The sequence below is a fragment of the Algoriphagus taiwanensis genome, from assembly GCF_036245645.1.
Classification (GTDB): Bacteria; Bacteroidota; Bacteroidia; order Cytophagales; family Cyclobacteriaceae; genus Algoriphagus; species Algoriphagus taiwanensis.
This window is the reverse complement of sequence record NZ_BTPE01000015.1, coordinates 17,847-39,091: the sequence shown is the minus strand read 5'-3', so window position 1 is coordinate 39,091 and position 21,245 is coordinate 17,847. Positions and strand designations below refer to the sequence as shown.

Annotated in this window: 19 protein-coding genes and 1 pseudogene; 10 read left to right on the top strand and 10 right to left on the bottom strand. The window is 44.1% G+C overall.

Features of this window, described 5'->3' with window-relative positions; all coding sequences use genetic code 11:
- Nucleotides 1-151 precede the first annotated feature (151 nt).
- From dnaE to selD, 5 genes are all read left to right on the top strand, one after another.
- Nucleotides 152-4,438 (top strand): DNA polymerase III subunit alpha, encoded by a 4,287-nt coding sequence (gene dnaE / locus AAA938_RS17440; RefSeq protein WP_338230043.1) that lies wholly within the window; start codon nucleotides 152-154, stop codon nucleotides 4,436-4,438.
- Nucleotides 4,439-4,486: 48 nt separating this feature from the next.
- Nucleotides 4,487-5,269 (top strand): hypothetical protein, encoded by a 783-nt coding sequence (locus AAA938_RS17435; RefSeq protein ID WP_338230042.1) that lies wholly within the window; start codon nucleotides 4,487-4,489, stop codon nucleotides 5,267-5,269.
- 125 nt (nucleotides 5,270-5,394) lie between these two features.
- On the top strand, nucleotides 5,395-5,715 hold the full coding sequence (trxA, locus tag AAA938_RS17430) for a thioredoxin (protein ID WP_338222005.1): 321 nt from the start codon (nucleotides 5,395-5,397) through the stop codon (nucleotides 5,713-5,715).
- Nucleotides 5,716-5,782: 67 nt separating this feature from the next.
- A complete protein-coding gene (gene mnmH, locus AAA938_RS17425; RefSeq protein ID WP_338230041.1) occupies nucleotides 5,783-6,820 on the top strand; it encodes a tRNA 2-selenouridine(34) synthase MnmH in 1,038 nt (345 codons plus the stop codon).
- Nucleotides 6,810-7,850: a selenide, water dikinase SelD gene (gene selD, locus AAA938_RS17420; protein ID WP_338230040.1), complete on the top strand. Its 1,041-nt coding sequence runs from the start codon at nucleotides 6,810-6,812 to the stop codon at nucleotides 7,848-7,850. Before mnmH ends, selD begins: the two co-directional genes overlap by 11 nt.
- Here the strand turns inward: selD and AAA938_RS17415 are convergent.
- The 9 genes from AAA938_RS17415 to cmk form a co-directional block, all read right to left on the bottom strand.
- A complete protein-coding gene (locus AAA938_RS17415; protein WP_338230039.1) occupies nucleotides 7,847-8,407 on the bottom strand; it encodes a DUF502 domain-containing protein in 561 nt (186 codons plus the stop codon). The genes selD and AAA938_RS17415 overlap by 4 nt on opposite strands.
- 68 nt (nucleotides 8,408-8,475) lie before the next feature.
- On the bottom strand, nucleotides 8,476-9,102 hold the full coding sequence (locus tag AAA938_RS17410; RefSeq protein WP_338230038.1) for a 3-keto-disaccharide hydrolase: 627 nt from the start codon (nucleotides 9,100-9,102) through the stop codon (nucleotides 8,476-8,478).
- 121 nt (nucleotides 9,103-9,223) lie between these two features.
- A complete protein-coding gene (gene nqrE / locus AAA938_RS17405) occupies nucleotides 9,224-9,835 on the bottom strand; it encodes an NADH:ubiquinone reductase (Na(+)-transporting) subunit E (protein WP_338222013.1) in 612 nt (203 codons plus the stop codon).
- Nucleotides 9,836-9,850: 15 nt separating this feature from the next.
- Nucleotides 9,851-10,534, bottom strand: a complete 684-nt coding sequence (locus AAA938_RS17400) for an NADH:ubiquinone reductase (Na(+)-transporting) subunit D (protein WP_338222014.1) — start codon at nucleotides 10,532-10,534, stop codon at nucleotides 9,851-9,853.
- A gap of 34 nt (nucleotides 10,535-10,568) precedes the next feature.
- Entirely contained in the window at nucleotides 10,569-11,336 is a 768-nt protein-coding gene (nqrC, locus tag AAA938_RS17395) for an NADH:ubiquinone reductase (Na(+)-transporting) subunit C (RefSeq protein WP_338230037.1), read from the bottom strand.
- Entirely contained in the window at nucleotides 11,323-12,522 is a 1,200-nt protein-coding gene (locus AAA938_RS17390; protein ID WP_338230036.1) for an NADH:ubiquinone reductase (Na(+)-transporting) subunit B, read from the bottom strand. The genes nqrC and AAA938_RS17390 overlap by 14 nt, the downstream gene beginning before the upstream one ends.
- A gap of 4 nt (nucleotides 12,523-12,526) precedes the next feature.
- On the bottom strand, nucleotides 12,527-13,870 hold the full coding sequence (locus AAA938_RS17385) for a Na(+)-translocating NADH-quinone reductase subunit A (protein WP_338230035.1): 1,344 nt from the start codon (nucleotides 13,868-13,870) through the stop codon (nucleotides 12,527-12,529).
- 120 nt (nucleotides 13,871-13,990) lie between these two features.
- Nucleotides 13,991-14,887 (bottom strand): 4-hydroxy-3-methylbut-2-enyl diphosphate reductase, encoded by an 897-nt coding sequence (locus AAA938_RS17380; RefSeq protein WP_338230034.1) that lies wholly within the window; start codon nucleotides 14,885-14,887, stop codon nucleotides 13,991-13,993.
- Nucleotides 14,871-15,575, bottom strand: coding sequence for a (d)CMP kinase (cmk, locus tag AAA938_RS17375; RefSeq protein ID WP_338230093.1), 705 nt, complete (start codon nucleotides 15,573-15,575; stop codon nucleotides 14,871-14,873). The genes AAA938_RS17380 and cmk overlap by 17 nt, the downstream gene beginning before the upstream one ends.
- Nucleotides 15,576-15,701: 126 nt before the next feature.
- Here cmk and ade point away from each other — a divergent pair, with 126 nt between their 5' ends.
- From ade to AAA938_RS17350, 5 genes and pseudogenes are all read left to right on the top strand, one after another.
- Complete coding sequence (gene ade, locus AAA938_RS17370; RefSeq protein ID WP_338230033.1) at nucleotides 15,702-17,330, top strand: adenine deaminase; 1,629 nt, start codon at nucleotides 15,702-15,704, stop codon at nucleotides 17,328-17,330.
- 147 nt (nucleotides 17,331-17,477) lie between these two features.
- Nucleotides 17,478-17,672: a hypothetical protein gene (locus AAA938_RS17365; RefSeq protein WP_338230032.1), complete on the top strand. Its 195-nt coding sequence runs from the start codon at nucleotides 17,478-17,480 to the stop codon at nucleotides 17,670-17,672.
- A gap of 79 nt (nucleotides 17,673-17,751) precedes the next feature.
- Entirely contained in the window at nucleotides 17,752-18,897 is a 1,146-nt protein-coding gene (locus AAA938_RS17360) for a DUF4221 family protein (RefSeq protein WP_338230031.1), read from the top strand.
- Nucleotides 18,857-19,297 carry a hypothetical protein gene (locus AAA938_RS17355; RefSeq protein WP_338230030.1) on the top strand — a complete coding sequence of 147 codons (441 nt, stop codon included), beginning with the start codon at nucleotides 18,857-18,859 and terminating at the stop codon, nucleotides 19,295-19,297. Before AAA938_RS17360 ends, AAA938_RS17355 begins: the two co-directional genes overlap by 41 nt.
- Nucleotides 19,285-19,440 (top strand): annotated as a pseudogene (locus AAA938_RS17350) (adenine deaminase C-terminal domain-containing protein); the annotation flags it as partial. The gene AAA938_RS17355 and the pseudogene AAA938_RS17350, both read left to right, overlap by 13 nt.
- A gap of 182 nt (nucleotides 19,441-19,622) precedes the next feature.
- Here the strand turns inward: AAA938_RS17350 and AAA938_RS17345 are convergent.
- Nucleotides 19,623-21,203 carry a peptide chain release factor 3 gene (locus tag AAA938_RS17345; protein WP_338230028.1) on the bottom strand — a complete coding sequence of 527 codons (1,581 nt, stop codon included), beginning with the start codon at nucleotides 21,201-21,203 and terminating at the stop codon, nucleotides 19,623-19,625.
- Nucleotides 21,204-21,245: the final 42 nt, after the last annotated feature.

The window sequence follows — 21,245 nt, the reverse complement described above, 5'->3', positions numbered from 1 at the left end:
AAGTTAAAATTTCATTACTACCTGATTTTCAATAAATTATCAATAATTATAAGGAAATCAGAGTCTTAGACTTTTATTGTGACAATTCCCGCCAATCAATTTTTTGCTTCCGCATAATCCCCTAATTTGAAGCCTCATTTCCCCAAGAAGTATGTACATCATTTTTGATACAGAGACCACCGGTTTACCCCGGGATTACAATGCACCCATGTCTGATGTGGACAACTGGCCCAGGTTGGTTCAGATCGCATGGCAGCTGCACGATGCCCGAGGCAAGCTCATTTCCAACCATAATTATATCATCCGTCCGGAGGGCTTTACGATTCCTTACAATGCGGAGAAAGTCCATGGAATCTCCACTAAGCGGGCTTTGGCAGAAGGGCATGACCTGAAAGAAATCCTGCAGCTTTTCCGGGAAGATGTGGTTCAGGCTAAATTTTTAGTAGGCCACAACATCGGTTTTGATATCAATGTGGTCGGTTCGGAATACCTGCGGGCGGAATTCGTGATGCCAATGGAAGGCAAAGCCGAGCTGGACACCAAGGATATCTCCACCGACTTCTGCGCCCTTCCTGGTGGAAAAGGTGGGAAATTCAAATGGCCTACCCTTACCGAACTCCACCAAAAACTGTTTGGAGTAGGCTTTGAAGACGCCCACGATGCAGCCTATGACGTGGATGCCACGGCCCGATGCTTTTTTGGACTGATCACTCAGGGAGTGCAAAAGCCTGAACCGGGAATCCTCCTCGAGGAAGTCATTTATGAGGCTCCAAAGCTGTCTGAAGCTAATTTTGTTCAAGCCAAAGATGAGCATAAGGCAGCCAAAGAAGTTCTCAAGCAAGCCGGTAAAGCGGACATCTCCGACTTGGCCGAAGTTCCCTTCACCCACCTGCATGTCCATACCCAATACTCTGTTCTTCAGGCTACCTCAGAGATTCCGGCCATAGTTGCCAAAGCAAAATCCATGGGAATGTCAGCCATCGCCATGACCGACCATGGGAATATGATGGGTGCATTTCACTTTGTGAAAGAAGCCATGGGCAAAGAAATCAAGCCCATCTTGGGTTGCGAATTCAATCTGTGTCGGGATCGGAAAAACAAAGCCAATAAGGACGACGGCTACCAAACGGTACTTATTGCCAAAAATAAAGCCGGCTATCACAACCTCGCCAAACTGGCCTCCTATGCCAATATTGAAGGTTTTTATTATGTTCCTCGAATTGATAAAGAACTGCTAGTTCAATACAAAGGCGACCTCATCGCGACCACAGGCGGTCTTTGGGGAGAAATCCCCTATCTCATCTTGAACGTGGGAGAAACCCAGGCTGAAGAAGCCTTTCTTTGGTGGAAAGAGCAGTTTGGGGAGGACTTCTATGTGGAGCTCAACCGCCACGGAATCCCCGAAGAGGAAAAAGTGAATGAGGTGCTGTTGGATTTTGCGCTCAAATATGACGTAAAATATTTCGCAGCCAACAACACCTATTACAACAACAAAGCAGATGCTAAAGCACACGATATTTTGCTGTGTGTGAAGGATGGGGAGCTGGTAGAAAAGCCCAAAAAGTACATTGGAAAGCGGGGTAGAGAATTCCGCTATGGCTTTCCCAATGATGAATTCTACCTCAAGAGTCCGGAGGAAATGAAAAAACTTTTCGCCGATCTTCCTGAGGCCATCGAATGCACTCAAGAAATTGTAGACAAGTGCGAAGCTTACAAACTGGCTAGGGAGGTATTGCTTCCCAAATTCGACATTCCAGAGGAATTCAAGCATCCGGAAGACGAAGTGGATGGAGGAAAGCGGGGAGAAAATGCCTATTTGCGCTACTTAACCTACGAAGGAGCGAAAAAGCGATACAAAGAAATTACACCTGAAATTCAGGAAAGATTGGACTTTGAGTTGGCCACCATCGAAAAAACCGGGTATCCGGGCTACTTTTTGATTGTACAGGACTTTACAGGTGCCGCCAGAAAAATGGGCGTATCCGTAGGACCGGGCCGGGGTTCGGCAGCGGGTTCCGCCGTGGCATATTGCATCGGAATTACCAATGTGGACCCTATCGAGTACGATTTGCTTTTTGAGAGATTCTTAAATCCTGATCGGGTTTCCTTGCCCGATATTGATATTGACTTTGACGACGAGGGCCGACAGGATGTAATCGACTATGTGATCAAAAAATACGGTAGCAATCAGGTAGCCCAAATTATCACCTATGGCACCATGGCCGCCAAATCAGCCATTCGGGACACAGCCCGCGTACTCAACCTGCCCTTGGCAGAGGCTGGACGCTTAGCTAATTTGGTTCCTGATATCAAGCTGAAGGCACTTTTTGACCTGGCAAAAAATCGCCCTTCTCTCCATGACAAGCTAAAAGGTCAGGGAGAATTGATCCAAAAAGCCGAAGAGCTCCTTCGAATCGCCCAAGGACAGGACGAATTAGCCAAAACCGTAAATCAAGCGACAGTATTGGAAGGTTCGGTTCGGAATACCGGTATCCATGCCTGTGGGGTAATCATCACACCGGATGACATCACCAACTTTGTCCCGGTAGCCCTTGCCAAAGACTCGGATATGGTTTGCACCCAGTTTGACAACTCAGTAGTAGAATCTGCCGGACTGCTCAAAATGGACTTTTTGGGCTTAAAGACCCTTACCTTGATCAAGGATGCCATCAAAATTGTCAAAGAACGACACGGCATTGAACTCGATGCGGATGCTTTCCCTATTGATGACGAGAAAACCTACGAGCTTTTCCAACGGGGCGAAACAGTCGGGATTTTCCAATACGAATCTGCCGGGATGCAGAAATACATGCGGGAGTTGAAACCCACTGTCTTTGCAGATTTGATTGCGATGAATGCCTTGTATAGACCGGGGCCATTGGAATACATTCCTTCATTTATCAAGCGAAAGCATGGGCAAGAACCCATTTCCTATGACTTGGATGATATGAAGGAGTATCTGGAAGAGACCTACGGGATTACAGTCTATCAGGAACAGGTAATGCTTTTGTCCCAGAAACTGGCCGGATTTACCAAGGGTGAGGCTGACGTCTTGAGAAAGGCGATGGGTAAAAAGCAAAAGGACGTTTTGGACAAAATGAAGCCCAAATTTGTAGAGCAAGCTTCTGCGAAGGGTCACGATGCCAAAACCCTGGAAAAAATCTGGAAAGACTGGGAGGCTTTTGCCTCTTACGCCTTCAATAAGTCCCATTCCACTTGCTATGCCTGGGTAGCCTATCAGACCGCCTACCTCAAAGCCCACTATCCGGCAGAATACATGGCCTCGGTGCTCAGCAACAACATGAATGATATCACTCAGGTGACTTTCTTCATGGAAGAGTGCAAGCGAATGGGAATCCCGGTTTTGGGACCTGATGTCAACGAATCTAAAAGTGACTTTACAGTTAACGCTGCCGGGGAAATCCGCTTTGGGCTGGCTGCGATCAAAGGTGCAGGTGCTGCTGCTGTAGAAGAAATCATTAAAGAACGGATCAAAGCAGGCCCTTTCAAAAACATCTTTGACTTTGCGAAGCGGGTCAATTCCCGGGCTCTGAACAAGAAGACTATGGAAGCTTTGGCTATGGCAGGAGGATTTGACTGCTTCAAAGAGCATCACCGCAGACAATATCTCGAAGCGCCGGATGGAGACATTACTTTGATCGAAAAAGCGACTAAGTATGCCCAAAAGGTGCAGCAAGAAGAAGAAAGCGCTCAGGTAAGCCTATTCGGAGGCGGAGGAGGGAATGCCGAGATTCCATTGCCATCTGTAGCCCCGATGGAGCCATTTTCACAGATTCAGCAATTGAATATTGAAAAGGAAGTGGTTGGGCTCTTTATTTCCGGACATCCTTTGGATCAATACAAGCTGGAAATAGACTCCTTCACCAATTGTCCATTGACTGCATTGACAGATTTGGAAAGCCTAAAAGGCAAGGAACTGAAAATGGCCGGTTCAGTGGCTTCTTTTGCCCACAGAACCACCAAAAACGGAAAACCATTCGGGACGCTGACTCTCGAGGATTACCACGGTTCTCACACTTTCTTTCTCTTTGGGGAGGACTATGTCAAGTACAAGGAATACTTCATGACCGGATGGTTCCTATTCCTAACGGGCAAAGCCGAACAGCGGAAATGGGGCAATGAAAATGAGCTGGAATTCAAGATCAACAACATGATGCTTCTCAGTGAAGTCCGTGGAAAAATGGTCAAAGGAATCCGAGTGAATATCGACTTGGATGATCTGAATTACGACTTGATGGAAAAACTAGAAGCCATCACGGTTAAGTATAAAGGGGCCGCCAAACTATTCATTGATGTGATTGACAAAAAAGAAAACATCACCTTGGAGCTCTTCTCCAAGAAATTCACCGTGGACCCGAGTTCGGAGATGATTCAGGAGCTAAAATCCATCCCGGAAGTAATTTATAGGGTGATCTGACGTTTAAAACAAAGAACATACTGAGTAATCTATCCGTAAACGAAAACGATGAAAGATCTCCTTAAATTTAGCTTTGGCCTAGTTTTCATGTGGGCGGGTTGCACCAATTCGGACGATCTTTCTCCTGACCTTGAAATAGATGAGCATCTCATTTTATTGGAACAGGTCATCAACGGTCCATTATTCCAGCCTGCGGGAAAACTCAAATCCGAGTTATACTTTTACGGCCCCCAGACGCTTCAATATCGTAGGGACTTATATTATGATGTAAACAAACGGGAAAAACTCAGCTTCACCATCAAGGATAGTGACACAGTAAGGATTGTGCTAACCGAATATTTGGAAGATGACAGAATCGATCAAAAAAGGGTTTTTGACCGAAGTTCGGCAGGTTTGTTTTTCGCATTTTTCTTTAAATGGGAATACTCAGAAGAGAATAAAATCCATGAAGTCCTTCATGGAAAAGATGATGTCTTTATTCCTTATGAACGATTCACCTATAATGATTCAGGCCAAATCACCTCGTATAGAAGAGGTACAGAGAGCAATCATAATCGCCACGAATACCTCTATTCCTCCGATCTGCCCAATCAAATAGAAAGGGAAGTTTATTACGAATCCGGCTCGGATTTTCCCCTACGATTTTATGACTACAAGTACAACGAGCAAGGTCTTTTGGCAGAAAAACTCTTGAACATGGGATTAGCAAATGCTGGGAGCCCTGAGTTTGTCTACATATATAATGACAAAAACCAAAAGATCGAAGAAGTAGTCAATGACGTGCGATTTGGGATTTCTCCGGTAGAAAGAAGGGTTTTTGAATACTATTGAAAAGCCAAATATGAAGGCTGCCTATCTATCATAGACAAAAAAAATAATTCCGCAGGAACTAATCGGGCGACGATTCACTTTCTCTGATATATTTGAAAATCCGAACAGAATCAAACAAAAATAAAATGGGAAAAGCAATTGAAATCACCGATGCGAATTTCGAAGAAATCATCTCCGGTGATCAGCCAGTATTGGTAGACTTTTGGGCAGAGTGGTGTGGACCATGTAAAATGATCGGCCCCGTGGTAGAGCAAATGGCCGCAGAATATGAGGGTAAAGCAGTCATCGGTAAGGTGGATGTGGACTCCAATCCTTCTGTAGCTCAAGCTTTCGGAATCCGCTCTATCCCTACTCTCTTGTTCTTCAAAGATGGACAGATTGTAGACAAGCAAATCGGCGCTGTGCCAAAAGCAGTCCTTGCTCAAAAGCTGGACGCACAACTTTAATTCTTAATTACACTGAGAATCGAGCCGTGGAGAAAACTTCACGGCTTTTTTTATCTTCACCACCGATATGGCTGAAACGATGATTTCCTTGGATGATTTCTGGACTTTGCGAAAGCAAATGCCAATCATCGACGCCCGAAGTGAAGGGGAATTTGCCCAAAGCCATATTCCCGAAGCCATCAACCTCTCCATTCTCAACAATCAAGAGAGGATTGAAGTCGGAACACTCTACAAGCAAAAAGGTCCTGAGCATGCTGTTTTAAAGGGTTTTGAACTGGTGGGCCCCAGATTTCACCAAATTCAAAAGGAAGCCCTTTCCGGTTTTCCAGAGAAAAAAATCATCGTGTATTGCTGGAGAGGAGGCATGAGAAGTCAGATTCTGTCCTGGCTTCTGGAAATGGTAGGGTTTGAGATTTTCCGATTAAAAGGTGGCTACAAAACCTACAGGAATTTCACTTTTGAAGAGGTAAGAAAAGATCTCCGGCTCTTGGTTTTGGGAGGAAAAACAGGGGTGGGTAAAACCCAGCTTTTAAAAGCACTGGCCCAAAATGGAGAACAGGTAGTGGACCTGGAAGGTATGGCCAATCACCGGGGTTCTTCCTTTGGATCGATTGGACTTCCACCCCAGCCTAGCGTGGAGCAGTTTGAGAATCTTTTGGCAGAAAAGCTCCGTACCTTGGACGCTAACCAGCCTATTTGGGTAGAGAATGAAAGCCGGAAAATCGGCCGAGTCATTCTTCCTGATCGGTTTTTTGAGCAGATGATTCATAGTCCATTCATAGACATTCAAAAATCCGAAACTGAGCGAATCCAGCATATCCAAGAGGAATATGCCATACTTCCAAAAGCAGAACTGATTCAGGCCGTGAAAAGGCTTCAGAAGCGATTGGGTGGTTTGAGAACGCAAGAAGCGATTGCAGATATTGAGGCCAAAAATCACCCTTCCTGGATTCGGAATCTTTTGTTGTATTACGACAAAACCTATGATTTTGACTTGGAAAGGCATGAAGAAGGAAAAACAAAACATCTGGATCTAAGTCATCTTTCCTTGGAAGATCAACTTCACCAACTTTTACAAGCTAAACACCAACTGTATGGAAACTAAACCCATCCGACTAACCGAATGGAGCGAAGGCTCCGGCTGCGGCTGCAAAATTGCCCCAGCTATCCTGGAGCAAATTTTGTCCTCAAGCGGATCTTTTTCCCAAAAAGACCCTAACCTTTTGGTGGGCAATTCTTCAAAAGACGATGCGGCAGTCTATCAGGTCTCTGAGGACTTGGCAGTGATCAATACCGTGGATTTTTTCACTCCAATTGTTGATGATCCTTTTGATTTTGGGCGAATTTCGGCAGCAAATGCCATTTCTGATATCTATGCTATGGGTGGGAAACCGATTTTCGCCAATGCGATTTTAAGCTGGCCTGTGGAGAAGTTGGCACCGGAACTCGCTGCGAAAGTAATGGAAGGAGCCAAGCAGATTTGTAATCAGGCGGGTATCGAGCTGGCAGGAGGGCATTCCATTGCGGCAAAAGATCCTATTTTCGGGCTTTCGGTCAACGGTGTCATTCACCCAAAAAAGATAAAAACCAACAACGGGGCCAAGGCCGGAGATTTGATCTTTCTGACCAAGCCAATCGGAATTGGAGTATTAGCAACAGCCTTGAAAAGAGAAAAAATCCAAGAAAAGGACTATTGGAATCTTTTGGATACGGCCTGCAGGCTAAACTCCATCGGGGCGATTTTGGGGAATCATGAGGAGGTCCATGCCCTCACGGATGTTACCGGTTTTGGTCTGTTGGGCCATCTGATTGAAATGGCAGAGGGTGCAGGCCTAAGCGCTGAGATCGAACTGGCAAAAATCCCTTTGATCGAAGGAATTCAAGACTACATCAATCAGTTTATTTTCCCGGACAATACGTACCGAAATTGGAATGCATTCAGTACCAAGGCTACCGGAATAAATGGGATGGATCTGGTCAAATTTTGTGATCCGCAGACTAGTGGTGGTTTATTGATTGCAGTTGCTCCGGAAAACAGGGATTGGTTTGAGGCAACAATGAAGCAGGAAAATCAGGTTTTTTGGGAAATCGGGAAATTTGTCCCCCAAGAAGAATTCATGGTAAAGGTTTTTTAATGAGGCTCCAAATTGGATACCCCACCTGAAACCATAAACTTCATCACATCAGAGCTTTTCACTCCCCTGAGTGGGGTCACCTTTTCTTTCTTGACCAAAAATACATTTCCAGAGACATTGTAGCTGTGAGGAAAATAAACTGCTAACATGTCCTCTTTGCCCACCACAGCCATGTCTTCCTGAGTGATAAAACCCAAGCGACACATGGAATCAGAAATCTCCACAATGACCGGAGAGCTGAATTTTTTCTTTTCCCCTACAAATGCCCCCATCAAATCCTTGATGGAGGTATAAAGCAGGTTAACCAAAGGAATCTTAAACACTCCCCGCTCAAACCATTCAAAGAAGGGCTTGGTGAAGAAGAGACTGGCTAAATAACCGATAAAGGTAATCAGAGCCAAAACCATCAAAATCCCGATACCGGGAATAGGCACGGGAATTAAGTTGTCCAGAAAAACGAAAATGGCGTACATCACATAAATAGTGACTGCCAAGGGCGTTAGAAAAAGTAATCCTCGAAAGAAATAGGATAAGATTCTGCGATAGGTAAAAGCCATATAAATCGTATTTCAAAAAAAATGCCCAATCGTAAGAAAAGGCATTTTATTGTTGGTCTTCAAGGATTTCAGTCTAATATTTTCACTTTGACACTTCGGTAGTAAATCACACTTTCCGGGTCATGGGCCTGAAGAGCAATGGTTCCGCTACTCAACTTCTTTGTACCCAAATCGCCACCGCGCTTTTCGTCTTTGGATTCATCGTATTCGTTGATGGTCTGTCCGTTGACCTTGACGGTAATTTTGCTTCCTTCCACAATCACGTGTTCGGTATACCATTCTCCATCTTCCACATAAACCTCCCGGACATCCTGAAAGGAATATACACTGCCCGTTTTCCTCCAGTCTCCATGGCTTTGATTCACCTGAATCTCGTAGCCTACATTAGGCCAACAGGTGTCTTGGTATTCCGTGTGGATAAAAATTCCAGAATTAGCCTTGGGCATAGTCTTTAACTCGACCTTCAATTCAAAGTTTTTAAAGTCATGGTCGCCCACTGGGCCTACATAAAATGCATGTCCTCGAGGACCGGCTACTTTGATCACTCCATCCTCTACGGTAAAAGAACCCGGGTTTTCTGAAACTTTCCAGCCGTCCAGGTTATTTCCATTGAAAAGCTCGATCCATTCTCCCTTTTGAGCGAAAACAGACACGGAAAGAAAGGTGAAGGCAAAAAGGAAAGTAAGTTTTATCATAAGGCAAGGTTTTGATTAGCTAGGTTCAAGATAAGGGATAATTGACAAGAATGTTTTACCACCAAAAACAAAAAAGCTCCGAAGAATACCTCCGGAGCCATTTTTTTATGATAAGGTGATTTTACAAGTCAATTCCCATGAAGGACATGAAGGCAATACCCATCAATCCAGTCAAAAGCATGGTAATTCCCAATCCTTTCAATCCATCAGGTACAGCAGAGTACTTTAATTTTTCACGGATAGCAGCCAAAGCTACGATTGCCAAGAAGAAACCTGTACCTGAACCAAATCCATAAACTGCAGATTCGGCGAAAGTATAGTCTCTCTGAGCCATGAAAAGAGATCCACCTAAGATCGCACAGTTTACCGCAATCAAAGGAAGGAAGATACCCAACTGACCATAAAGTGCAGGGGCAAACTTCTCAACGACCATCTCTACCAGCTGTACCATCGCCGCGATGATCGCGATAAACATGATAAAGCGTAGGAAAGTCAAATCTACTGAAGCCAAAGAAGCATTAGCCCAAGCCAAAGCACCTTCTTTCAATACAAATTCATTCAAAAGCCAGTTGACAGGCACAGTTACAGTCAATACGAAAATAACAGCAGCACCCAAACCAAGGGCTGTACTTACTTTTTTGGAAACGGCAAGGAAAGAACACATCCCCAAGAAGTAGGCGAAAACCATGTTGTCGATAAAGATCGACCGGATTCCAAGATTAATTAAGTCCATTTTTCTAAGCGATTTTTAGTGTTCAACATACCCTGTTTTGGTGCGCTGCACCCAGATGATCAAGCCCAAGATGATAAACGCACCTACAGGAGAAACCATCAAGCCATTGGTCGCCAACTTGAAGTCAGGACCAAATAGACCGGAAACATAATCAAATACAGGAACTCCGAATACAGATCCAGAACCCCAGAGTTCGCGGAAGAAAGCTACCGCAAGAATGATCCAGGAATAACCCAAGGCAGACCCCAAACCATCAAGGATAGAATCGTAAGGCTTATTACCCAAAGCAAAAGCTTCCAAACGACCCATTACAATACAGTTGGTAATGATCAATCCAACGAATACGGAGAGCTCCTTATACATATCGTAAGCGAAAGCTTTTAGCACCTCGGAAACCAAAGTCACCAAAGTTGCAACCACAGCCAATTGCACGATAATTCGAACTCGGGTCGGAATAGTATTTCTAAGTAGAGAGATGGCCAAGTTGGACATGACCACTACGAAGATTACAGATATTGCCATTACTAGAGTAGGCTTCATCTGGGTCGTTACCGCCAAGGCAGAACAGATACCCAAAACCTGAATGGTGATCGGGTTGTCATCTACTAGAGGATCGGTAACCAGTTTTTTTCTGCGCTTGGAAAGAAGAGCCTCAGCTGGCTTCTTTTCAATCGCTTTTTCTATAGTTTCAGCACTCATAGGTCTTTATTCTAGAAAGGTGGAAAGAATGGGATTAAAGAGCCTCGGCAACTGCCTGAGAGTTCTTTTTGGATTCGATGAAAGACTTGTAGTAGCCCAGATAATTCTGCAACATGGCATTCACACCGTTTCCGGTAATTGTAGCTCCAGACATACCGTCTACTTTGTGAGGATCAGAGGAATAATCTTTTCCTTCTCCTTTTTGCATTTGGATTGCAACCAATTCTCCGTTCTGATCAAAAATCTCTTTTCCAGTATATCTTTCCTGAACACCTGGCTCAGTAATTCTTGCTCCCAAACCTGGAGTTTCACCAGCATGGGCTAAAGTAATACCACCTACTGTATTCATATCCGTATCCAATGCCAGATAACCCCAGATAGCATCCCATAGTCCAGCTCCGTAAAGCGGGAAAATGTAGGACTCAACAGCTTCATTGTCTCCTTCTGCATGGAAAATGAAAACAGGAAACAAGCGCTGATCAGCAGGCTTCTTGTAGTTTTTGGCAATGTCTACATTCTCAGCAGTGACAGGTGCACCAGCTTGTTCAGTAACTTCCTTGCCATTGATGTCTACTACTACAGAAGAAATTCTATTTGCATAGAAGGCATTGATTTGCTCAGGACTCATCGCATCGATCTCCTCACCGGAAATCACAGCACCCAAGATTTGCTTTTTCTTGTCCAAGGCAATAGCTTCTTTCTGCAAAGGTCCCAAAACCTGAGAAGTGCCTGATAGAAGCAGACCAAGAACCACGGTCAATATGACCGAAAATGTGATGATATAAACGTTAGACTGTTGCACGTTGTAACCTCCTTGTTTTGTTGGCTTTTACTACATAATAATCGATCAAAGGTGCAAACACGTTCATGAAAAGAACGGCTAGCATAATACCTTCTGGATAAGCTGGATTAGTCACTCGGATAATCACCGTAAGCATACCGATCAGCAGACCGTAAATCCATTTTCCTGTCTCCGTCTGCGCTGCAGAAACCGGGTCAGTAGCCATAAAGATGACTCCAAAAGCCAAACCTCCCATTACCCAGTGATACTGAGGAGGCATCGCCATAAATTCATTGACAGCGAAAATATTCATTACCAAGCCCATCAGGTAAGCACCTGCGAAACCGGATACGATAATTTTCCAGCTAGCTACACCTGTACCAATCAATATCACAGCACCCAAAAGGGCCATCAGGGTGGAAGTTTCTCCGATTGAACCCGGAATCCATCCCATAAACATATTGAAGAAGCTGAAGTCAGCACCTGTGGAAGCATTGTGGGTGGCTAAGGCATCTACTACTGGTGTGCCTTCTACGCCTGCATTGTATGCCACTGACAAAGCGGTAGCACCGGAGAAACCATCTACAGCAGTTTTGTCAGACAAATAAGTCCAAACTTGATCACCAGAAATCTGTGCAGGATAAGCGAAATAAAGGAAAGCTCTTGCGGTCATCGCGACGTTCAGGATATTCATCCCTGTGCCACCAAATACTTCCTTGCCTACCACTACAGCGAAAATAGTAGCCAATGCAACTTGCCAAAGCGGAATGTACGGAGGCATTACCAAGGCAATCAACATACCTGTCACCAAATAACCTTCACTGATAGGGTGGTTTCGGATTACACAGAAGGTGAATTCAGTAAGCAATCCGACTGCGTAAGAAACAATTACAATCGGAAGGACAGACCAAGCACCAAAGATGGCTTTGTCTACCCAAGTAGCTTCCTCACCAGTGGCGATGAAGTGCTGATGTCCCACATTGAGGATCCCGAAAAGCAAGGCAGGAATCATGGCAATCACCACAGTGATCATCACCCGCTTCAGGTCTGTGGCATCTTTGATTTGAGCACCTTTTGCCTTTGTGGTCAAGTCCGGAGCAAAAGCAATGGTCCGGTGACCTTCATAAAGGGTATAAAACTTTTCCCATTTGCCTCCCTTTTCAAAGTTCGGCTTGACACTATCGAAGAGATTTTGTAACGCCTTCATATCTTTAACTATACATTAATAATTCAATCCCATTTCTTACCAACTCCTGCAAATCATTCTTGGAAGGATCTACAAACTCGCACAAGGCTACATCTTCCTCGACCAATTCATATAGTCCCAATTCTTCCATCTCATCAAAATCCTCAGCGATGATCGCTTTGAATAGGTAAGTTGGAAGGATGTCCATAGGAAGAACCTTTTCAAATACCCCGGAAACCACAAATGGTCTTTCTTCTCCGTGAGTATTGGTATCTACTTTAAATTCTCCTTTGTTGAGGAAAGAGAACATTCCAAGAGCTTTGTGGAAGCTCAATTTGGAAGTACTTGGCTTCAACCAGCCCAAGAACTCCTCATAATCCCCTTCAGGAATAACGGTGATTTGATTATGGTAAAAACCAAGATACCCGTCAAGGTTGATTTTTTCTCCAGTCAATACATTGCCAGAAATCACCCGAACGTGACCTGAATTGAGATTTCCTTTGACAAAGGTGGAAACATTAGCACCAACGTAAGTTTTCACATAAGCAGCTTTGGTCACTTCAGATCCTGTGATGGCGATGGTTCTGGAAGCATCATAGACTCCTTCCACGACTGCCTTTCCAATCTGCACTACGCCAAATGGGCTTACAGTCCAAACCAAATCCCCTTTGTTGATTGGGTCAATATGGTGGATCTGAACACCTACGTTCCCGGCAGGGTGTGGGCCGGAAAAAGTATTCAATTGCACATTTTGTACTCCAGAGAAAACTGCCGGTACTGGCTTGGAACCATCCACATTGAGATGAACCTTTCCGGAAGTAAGCTTGGCCAAAGCATTAACTCCAGCTTGGAAATATATCTCTTCACCCTGTAGGGTAAATCCATAATCCGGAGCTAAAGGATGCGTGTCAAAAGCAGAAATGAAGATAGCCTTAGGCTTATCTGCCGGATTGGCCACCACTCCAAAAGGTCTTTGGATGATATTTGGCCAAACACCGGAAGAAGCGAGCTTAGCAGCCAAATCTTCTGCGTTTAGATCGATTTTGCCCAAATTTTCATGAGAGATCGTTTGGTCTGCCAGGATTCTGATTTCGAGAAGTTTTCTTTTCTCTCCTCTTCTGATCTCGACAATCTCACCGGAAACGGGAGCTGCGTAGATGACCTGATCCATGGCTTTGTCGATCAGGATGGGAGTACCGGCCTTTACGGTATCTCCTTCTTGGACGAGCACTTTGGGGCGTTGGATGCCCGGAAAGTCTGTCGGCTTAAGGGCGAAGGTCTGTGCCGGGGCGAAGTTGGCCATCTCCTGAGAGGCCTTTCCTGCCAACTTTAGGTCAAAACCCTTGTTAAGCTTCACTATTTTAGACATATCTGTTTTTGAACTATGAGCTTTTGAAAAACGCCCCAAATCTAAAGAAAAACCTTTTGAATTGAAGCCAAAGTCCTGGGAATTATCGGAACTTTTCCTTGGTTGGTGAATTCGGAGAAATCAAGCCTCCATTAGATTCTCTTCCATGGTTTCCAGAGAGTTTTTGACCTGCTCCATCAGCCACATCGGAGTAGAAGTCGCTCCGCAAATCCCGATTTTATCCTCCGGGTTAAACCACTCAGCCTGCAACTCTGTTTCGTTTTCTATAAAATAACTTCTTGGATTTTCGCTTAGGCAGACTTGGTAAAGCGCCTTGCCGTTGGAACTTTTCTTCCCGGAAACGAAAAGAATCACATCATTTTCCTTTGCAAACTTCTGAAGCTGAGGCTCTCTGTTGGAAACCTGCCGACAAATGGAGTCATTGGCATTGAAGTCTAATTCAGTCAATTCGCCTTTGGAGTTTTTGATTCTTTCTTCAATTTTTTGAGAAAGTTCATAGAAGCCTTTGGTACTCTTGGTCGTCTGACTGAATAGAGTGACCGGCTTGTTGTAATCGATTTTTTCCAAATCGGAATCTTCCATGACCACAATAGCTTTCTCTAGAGTCTGTCCGGTCAGGCCAATCACCTCAGCATGGCCTTTTTTTCCATAGATGACAATCTGACCGTTTTCCCGCTCCATTTTATCGAAAGCAGTCTTGACCCGATGCTGCAATTTCAGTACTACGGGACAGGAAGCATCAATAAGCTCGATGTTGTTTTCGATAGCCGTCTTGTAAGTCTCCGGTGGCTCACCATGAGCTCGAATAAGCACTTTGCAGTCGCTCAACTCAGCAAGCTGCTCCCGGTCGATAACAATCAGTCCCTTCTCGCGAAGGCGCTTCACCTCCATGTCATTGTGCACAATATCTCCAAGGCAATACAGCTGATCGCTGTTTTCCATTTCGTCCTCAGCCATTTTGATGGCGAATTCCACTCCAAAGCAATAGCCGGAGTTTTTATCAATGGTTACCTGCATAATCTTTTTCTTTTTGAATGGCTTTTTGGGCCAAATCCACAATCTGCTGGACTTGCTCCTCAAATTCCAAATTACTCGTATCTATTTCTGCTGCATCGGGCATCTTGAGCAAAGGACTTGCTGCCCGGGAGGAATCTACGCGGTCTCTTTCGGCTAGATTGGTTTTGATTTCTTCCAAATCGACCAAATCTCCTTTTTCCATCAATTCCTTTTGCCTTCTTCCTGCTCGGGTCTCCAAATCTGCGGTCATGAATACTTTCAATTCTGCTTCAGGAAACACCACAGACCCAATGTCTCTTCCATCCATCACTACTCCTTTTTTCTTTCCCAAACGCTGCTGTTGATTCACCATGGCCTGACGGATTTCCGAAACAGCCGCTATTTCACTTACGGATTGGGACACCCTCATGGTTCGGATTTCTTCCTCAACGTTCAGTCCGTTGAGGTAGGTTTCCTGCTTTTGGGTATCGGGGTTGATCTGAAAGGATATTTCAATTTCTCCCAAACCTCTTTGCACGTCTTTTGGATTACTGGGAGAAAGGTGTTGATCCAAAAAATAAAGCGTAACTGCTCGATACATTGCTCCCGAATCGATGTAGGTATAGCCCAAGGCCTTTGCAACAGCTTTTGCGGTCGAGCTCTTCCCACACCCTGAATATCCGTCTATTGCAATGACTATTTTGCCCATCAAAAAACCTGTCTTGGTTTGGCTATTAATTTTGCGCAAATATAGTAGTTTTAATTCAAACCATTTTCCGGGGAAGAGAGGGATAAATCCAAAATCCCCTCCCAGTCTCCCCCAAAACTTCTCCCTATGACTATCGAAGGCATTCTTGTAAATATTCCCAAAAAACAACTTCAGCCTGTCCGGCTCTCCTTGGAAGCGGGAAAGATTATTTCAATTCAGGAAATTCCTGCGAAAGAAGGACTCCCCTATTTGATGCCGGGATTTATTGATGCGCATGTGCATGTGGAGTCCTCCATGTTGGTTCCTTCGGAATTTGCCCGACTAGCTGTTGTTCACGGAACAGTCGCTACCATTTCCGACCCGCATGAGATCGCCAATGTCTGCGGCATGCAAGGCGTGGAGTACATGATCGAAAACGGCAAACAGGTGCCCTTTCACTTTTTCTTTGGCGCACCTTCCTGCGTGCCGGCAACAACTTTTGAGACTGCCGGAGGAGAAATCGATGCTGCCGATATCGAAAATCTGATGGCTCGCCCAGAGATTCTTTATCTAGCCGAAATGATGAACTGGCCCGGAACGGTCAATCGGGATCCATTGGTGATGGAAAAGATTCAGATTTCAAAAAAATACGGCAAACCTATCGACGGACATGCGCCGGGTCTGATGGGGGAGCTAGCAGAAAAATATGTGTCCGCAGGCCCAAGCACGGATCACGAATGCTTTACCTACGAGGAGGCCCTGGGCAAAATCAAACTCGGGATGAAAATCTCCATCCGGGAAGGTTCGGCCGCCAAAAACTTCGAAGCCTTGATCGATCTGATCGATGACTATCCCGATATGATTATGTTTTGCTCCGACGACAAGCATCCCGACAATCTAGCGATTAGCCACATCAACGAACTGGCAGCTAGGGCCGTGGCCAAAGGAAAAGACCTGTTTCAAGTGCTTCAGGCGGCTTGCCTGAATCCGATTGCTCACTATTCCCTACCTGTGGGTCAGTTGCGGGAAGGAGATCCTGCGGATTTTATCTTGGTGAAGGATCTGGAAAAGTTTGAGGTCCTCGCCACCTATATCCAAGGACAAAAAGTAGCTGAAGACGGAAAAACCCTGATTCCCCGGATCAAAAATGAGGTGATCAATAATTTCCACACCTCACTCAAAAAGCCGGAAGACTTTCAAATTTCCGCTTCCGGCACCAAGGTACGCGTCATCGAAGCTTTGGACGGACAATTGATCACTCCAGAGATCGAGGGAGAGATTTTGGTTCAGAATGGGTTTGCGGAATCCAATCTGGAAAAGGACATCCTGAAAATCACTGTGGTCAACCGCTATCAGGATGCTCCTCCAGCAGTAGTTTTTATCAAAAACTTTGGGCTGAAAGCCGGAGCGATCGCTTCTTCCGTCGGCCACGACTCTCATAATATCATCGCCGTAGGCGTGGATGATGAATCCATCTGCCGAGCGGTTAACCTTTTGATCGAAGCGAAAGGCGGGATTTCAGCTATTTCGGAAGAAAAGGAAGAAATACTCCCCTTACCCGTAGGAGGCATTATGTCTCCGGAAGACGGCTATCAGGTCGCTGAGGCTTACACCCGAATCGACCGAATGGCCAAGGAAATGGGTTCCACGCTCAATTCCCCCTTTATGACCCTAAGCTTTATGGCTCTTCTGGTGATTCCGGATTTGAAATTGAGCGATAAGGGGCTGTTTGATGGACAAAAATTCGCTTTATGTGACCTATTTATTGGTTTGTGATTAAAAGTTTAAAATATTTTATCCAATTAGTTTGTTTTTTTTTTGCGCCTCCTATATTGCTAGTGATCTTTTTGGCCAAAAAGGTTAAACCGGGAAATTCTAGGCGTTCCCAAACAAAATCAATTTTCTAACTTAAAATCTAAAATCATGAAAAAGGTAAAAATTTTCTTACTTGGTTTAGGCCTTATAGGACTAAGTACCATTGGTATTTCTTATCTCGTTGCCACGGATGCTGAAGCACAGGCATCAACAGTAGAATATTGTCAATGGAATGGTAAGGATTGTCTAAGCCCATCGGTGAATAATTATTGCATTTGTGAAAACGGATCAGGTAATCCGTAAACCTTTAAGTTAATTGGTTAAACACGGCTACTTCAAATTACAATTTTTGAAGTAGACTCTTTAATTCGCTTCATTTTCCATGAAATATTCATTCTGTTTCTTCGTTATTATTTTTTCCTTTTTCGGCTGTACTAAGCAAAATCAGCATACTGATCTAATAGCAACTGTTCATCAAACAATTAAAATTCCATTGGATTTAGATATCATGCCAAATGGGACTAGCTTTCAATATATAGATTCAGATTCTGGAGAATATTTGGCTTTTCAGAATAAAATTGGTCCCAAAATCGAAGTTTATAATTTAAACACTAAACAGCATGTATCTAGAATCAAGTTAGCCCAAGATGGTCCTAACAGAGTCGGTACTACTAATGGATTCAGAATTATTTCCCAAGACTGTTTACTGATCGCCTCTATTCCTCCCTCCATTAAAATTCTGAATTTTGAAGGAATCAAAAAAAAAGAAATTCCTGTTGTGGACACAATTAATCATGTCAATTTTCTAAGCTCAAATAATGAGATTCCTTTTTTATTCAGTGACCATGAATTATTCGGTGCTCAACCATTTTTTCGGAATTTTTTTGAGACAACCCCGGATGAAATAGCAACTTACAGCCATATTTACAAAGTAAGCCTTTCCACCGAAAAGACAGATTGGCTACCTATTTCCCACCCTTCAAACGCATGGGACGAGGGCAAGAAAACTCCTAATTTTACCTGGACTGACCGAAATGACAGTATTGTCATATCACCTCAAACTGATCATCGACTGTGGATAGTATCCAAGCGAGAAGGTAAATTACTAGGCTATAAAGAAGTCCGCTCATCATTCGTAAATAATTTTCATATCATCAAAGGTTTTCCGGAGGGTGACAAGGGAATTATTGAAGAATTGGCTAGTGATAGATATGAATTGATTCTCCATGATCCTTTTCGGGATGTTTTTTACCGTTTTTTCTTTAAAGGAGTGGATTGGGAGGATTACAATCTAGGCTATAGAGATTTGTATTCCAATAGACCAAAAATTGGCCTTTTGGTATTAAACAAAAACCTTGAGATAATTGGAGAGCAAGTATTTGATGACAATTACATAGAATCTTGGAACTACTTTGTTGGAAGAAAAGGATTATACGTATCTACCAATAATCCCAACCGGGATGATTTTGATGAAAATGTTCTTCGATATGACATTATCCGATTTGAGGGATTGGAGTATGATGATTAAGAGCTTTATTTTTGGAATAGGGATCATTTGTTTGGTAGCATGTTCTTCTCCTTCCAAATCAAAAGTTGCCTCGATCCTTGGTATCCCAGAACCTGAAGAATGGATCCTCGTCATTCATCCTGAAGGATGCAAAACCTGTCTGGATAGCTTTTACAGTGAACTACAACTCCTACCTAAAGAGAGTCCGGGTGCTGTTGTATTGATTGCAAAAAATTCGAAAACGTTACGGCTTCACCCATTCATTGAAAACTCCCCAATTCCTCTTTACCTGGACGAACAAAAACTTCTGATCAAGGAAGGATTGGTACAAATGACCGATCAAATTCTGCTTTTTAGAAAGGAAAGAGCTGAATCCTTCGATATCTTGGATTATGAAAGGGTACTTCAGGAAATCAGATAATTTCACCTTTTATGACCCTAAGCTTTATGGCCTTGCTGGTGATTCCGGATTTGAAATTGAGTGATAAAGGATTGTTTGATTGGAAAAAGTTTGAGTTTGTTAATGTTTTTTTAGTACTCAAAGCCAAAGTAATTTTAGCTTAAACTAAAACTGGAAAAATATGGAATTAGATTCCATATTTTTCCAGTTTTTCTCTCTGCTGCTTTTCCGAAAGCAGCATTCTATAAGTGGTAAGTCCAGCTTCTGGAGAAGCAGGACAACCTATTTTTGACCACGATACCCAAAAAAAAACCTCCAAGGGTTCGAAACCCTTGGAAGGTAGATATCAAAACTCCGAAGTAAAGTGAAACTCAATCTCGGGGTAGTTGTCCTGTACCATTTGTAGCCAGGATTTGGACTCGGCCATAAAGACCAGCTTATCGTCCTTGTCTCGGGCAATGTACCGATTCTTAGACCGGACAAACTCATCCAGTTGCTTTTTGTCTTTGCAACTGATCCAGCAGGCCTTGTAGAGGTTCATTGGATGGAATTCCACGGTGGCGTTGTATTCGTTTTTCAATCGGAACTGGATCACTTCAAACTGAAGTTGACCGACCGTGCCGACTACTTTTCGCTGACCCATTTCGAAAGTAAAGAGCTGCGCCACACCTTCCTCCATCAATTGCTTCAAGCCTTTCTCCAATTGCTTGGTCTTCATCGCATCCTTATTGACCACTTCGCGGAAGATCTCAGGAGAAAAGCTCGGGATTCCTGTGAAGACCATGTTTTCGCCCTCGGTCAAGGTATCCCCGATTTTCAAGTTTCCCGTATCGTAAAGCCCGACAATATCACCCGGAAATGCCTCATCGATGATTTCCTTGTCTTGTGCCATAAACTGAGTCACGTTGGAAAAACGAAGCGGCTTCGGTCCACGGACATGGTTGTAAGGCTTATTTCGCTCAAATTTCCCTGAACAGATCCGTAAGAAAGCGATTCGGTTCCGGTGATTGGGATCCATGTTTGCGTGTATTTTGAAGACAAAGCCAGAGAATTTGGATTCCTCAGGCTTCACCTCTCGCAAGTCAGTTTCTCTGCTTTTTGGAGTAGGAGCGATTTTGATAAACGTGTCCAGCATTTCGTTTACTCCGAAATTATTTACCGCCGAACCGAAAAATACAGGAGCAATTTTTCCTTCCAAGTAATCATTCACATCAAAATCAGGATACACTCCTTCGATCAGATCGACATCCTCACGGAGCTGATTGGCATTTCCCGGACCAATCAATGCGTCCAACTGGGCATCTTCCAGATTTTCAAAAACCTGTCGATCATCACTCAATTTGCGCTGCGAAGGAGTAAAAAGGTTGAGCTTTTTCTCATATAGATTATAAACTCCTTTGAATCCTTTTCCCATACCGATTGGCCAGGAAAGCGGACGGACTTTGATATTCAATTTTTCCTCTACCTCATCCAACAAATCGTAAGGGTCTCTTCCCTCCCGGTCGAGCTTATTGATAAAGCAGATCACCGGAGTATTGCGCATGCGGCAAACCTCCATGAGTTTTTCGGTCTGGATCTCAACCCCTTTCACACAGTCGATGACCATGATCACGGAGTCAACAGCCGTCAAAGTTCGATACGTGTCTTCCGCAAAGTCCTGGTGACCCGGGGTGTCGAGGAGATTGATTTTGACATCCTTGTATTCAAAACCCATCACCGAAGTAGCCACGGAAATACCTCTTTGCTTTTCTATTTCCATCCAGTCAGACTTGGTGGCCGTGTCAATTTTGTTGGATTTGACAGCACCTGCAGTCTGAATTGCTCCTCCGAAAAGAAGCAGCTTTTCAGTCAAAGTGGTCTTCCCCGCATCCGGGTGAGCAATAATGGCAAACGTTCTCCGCTTTTTGATTTCCTCGGTCAAACTCATGGGTAGTAAAATTCAGGGGGCAAAGGTAAGGAAAATGGATTT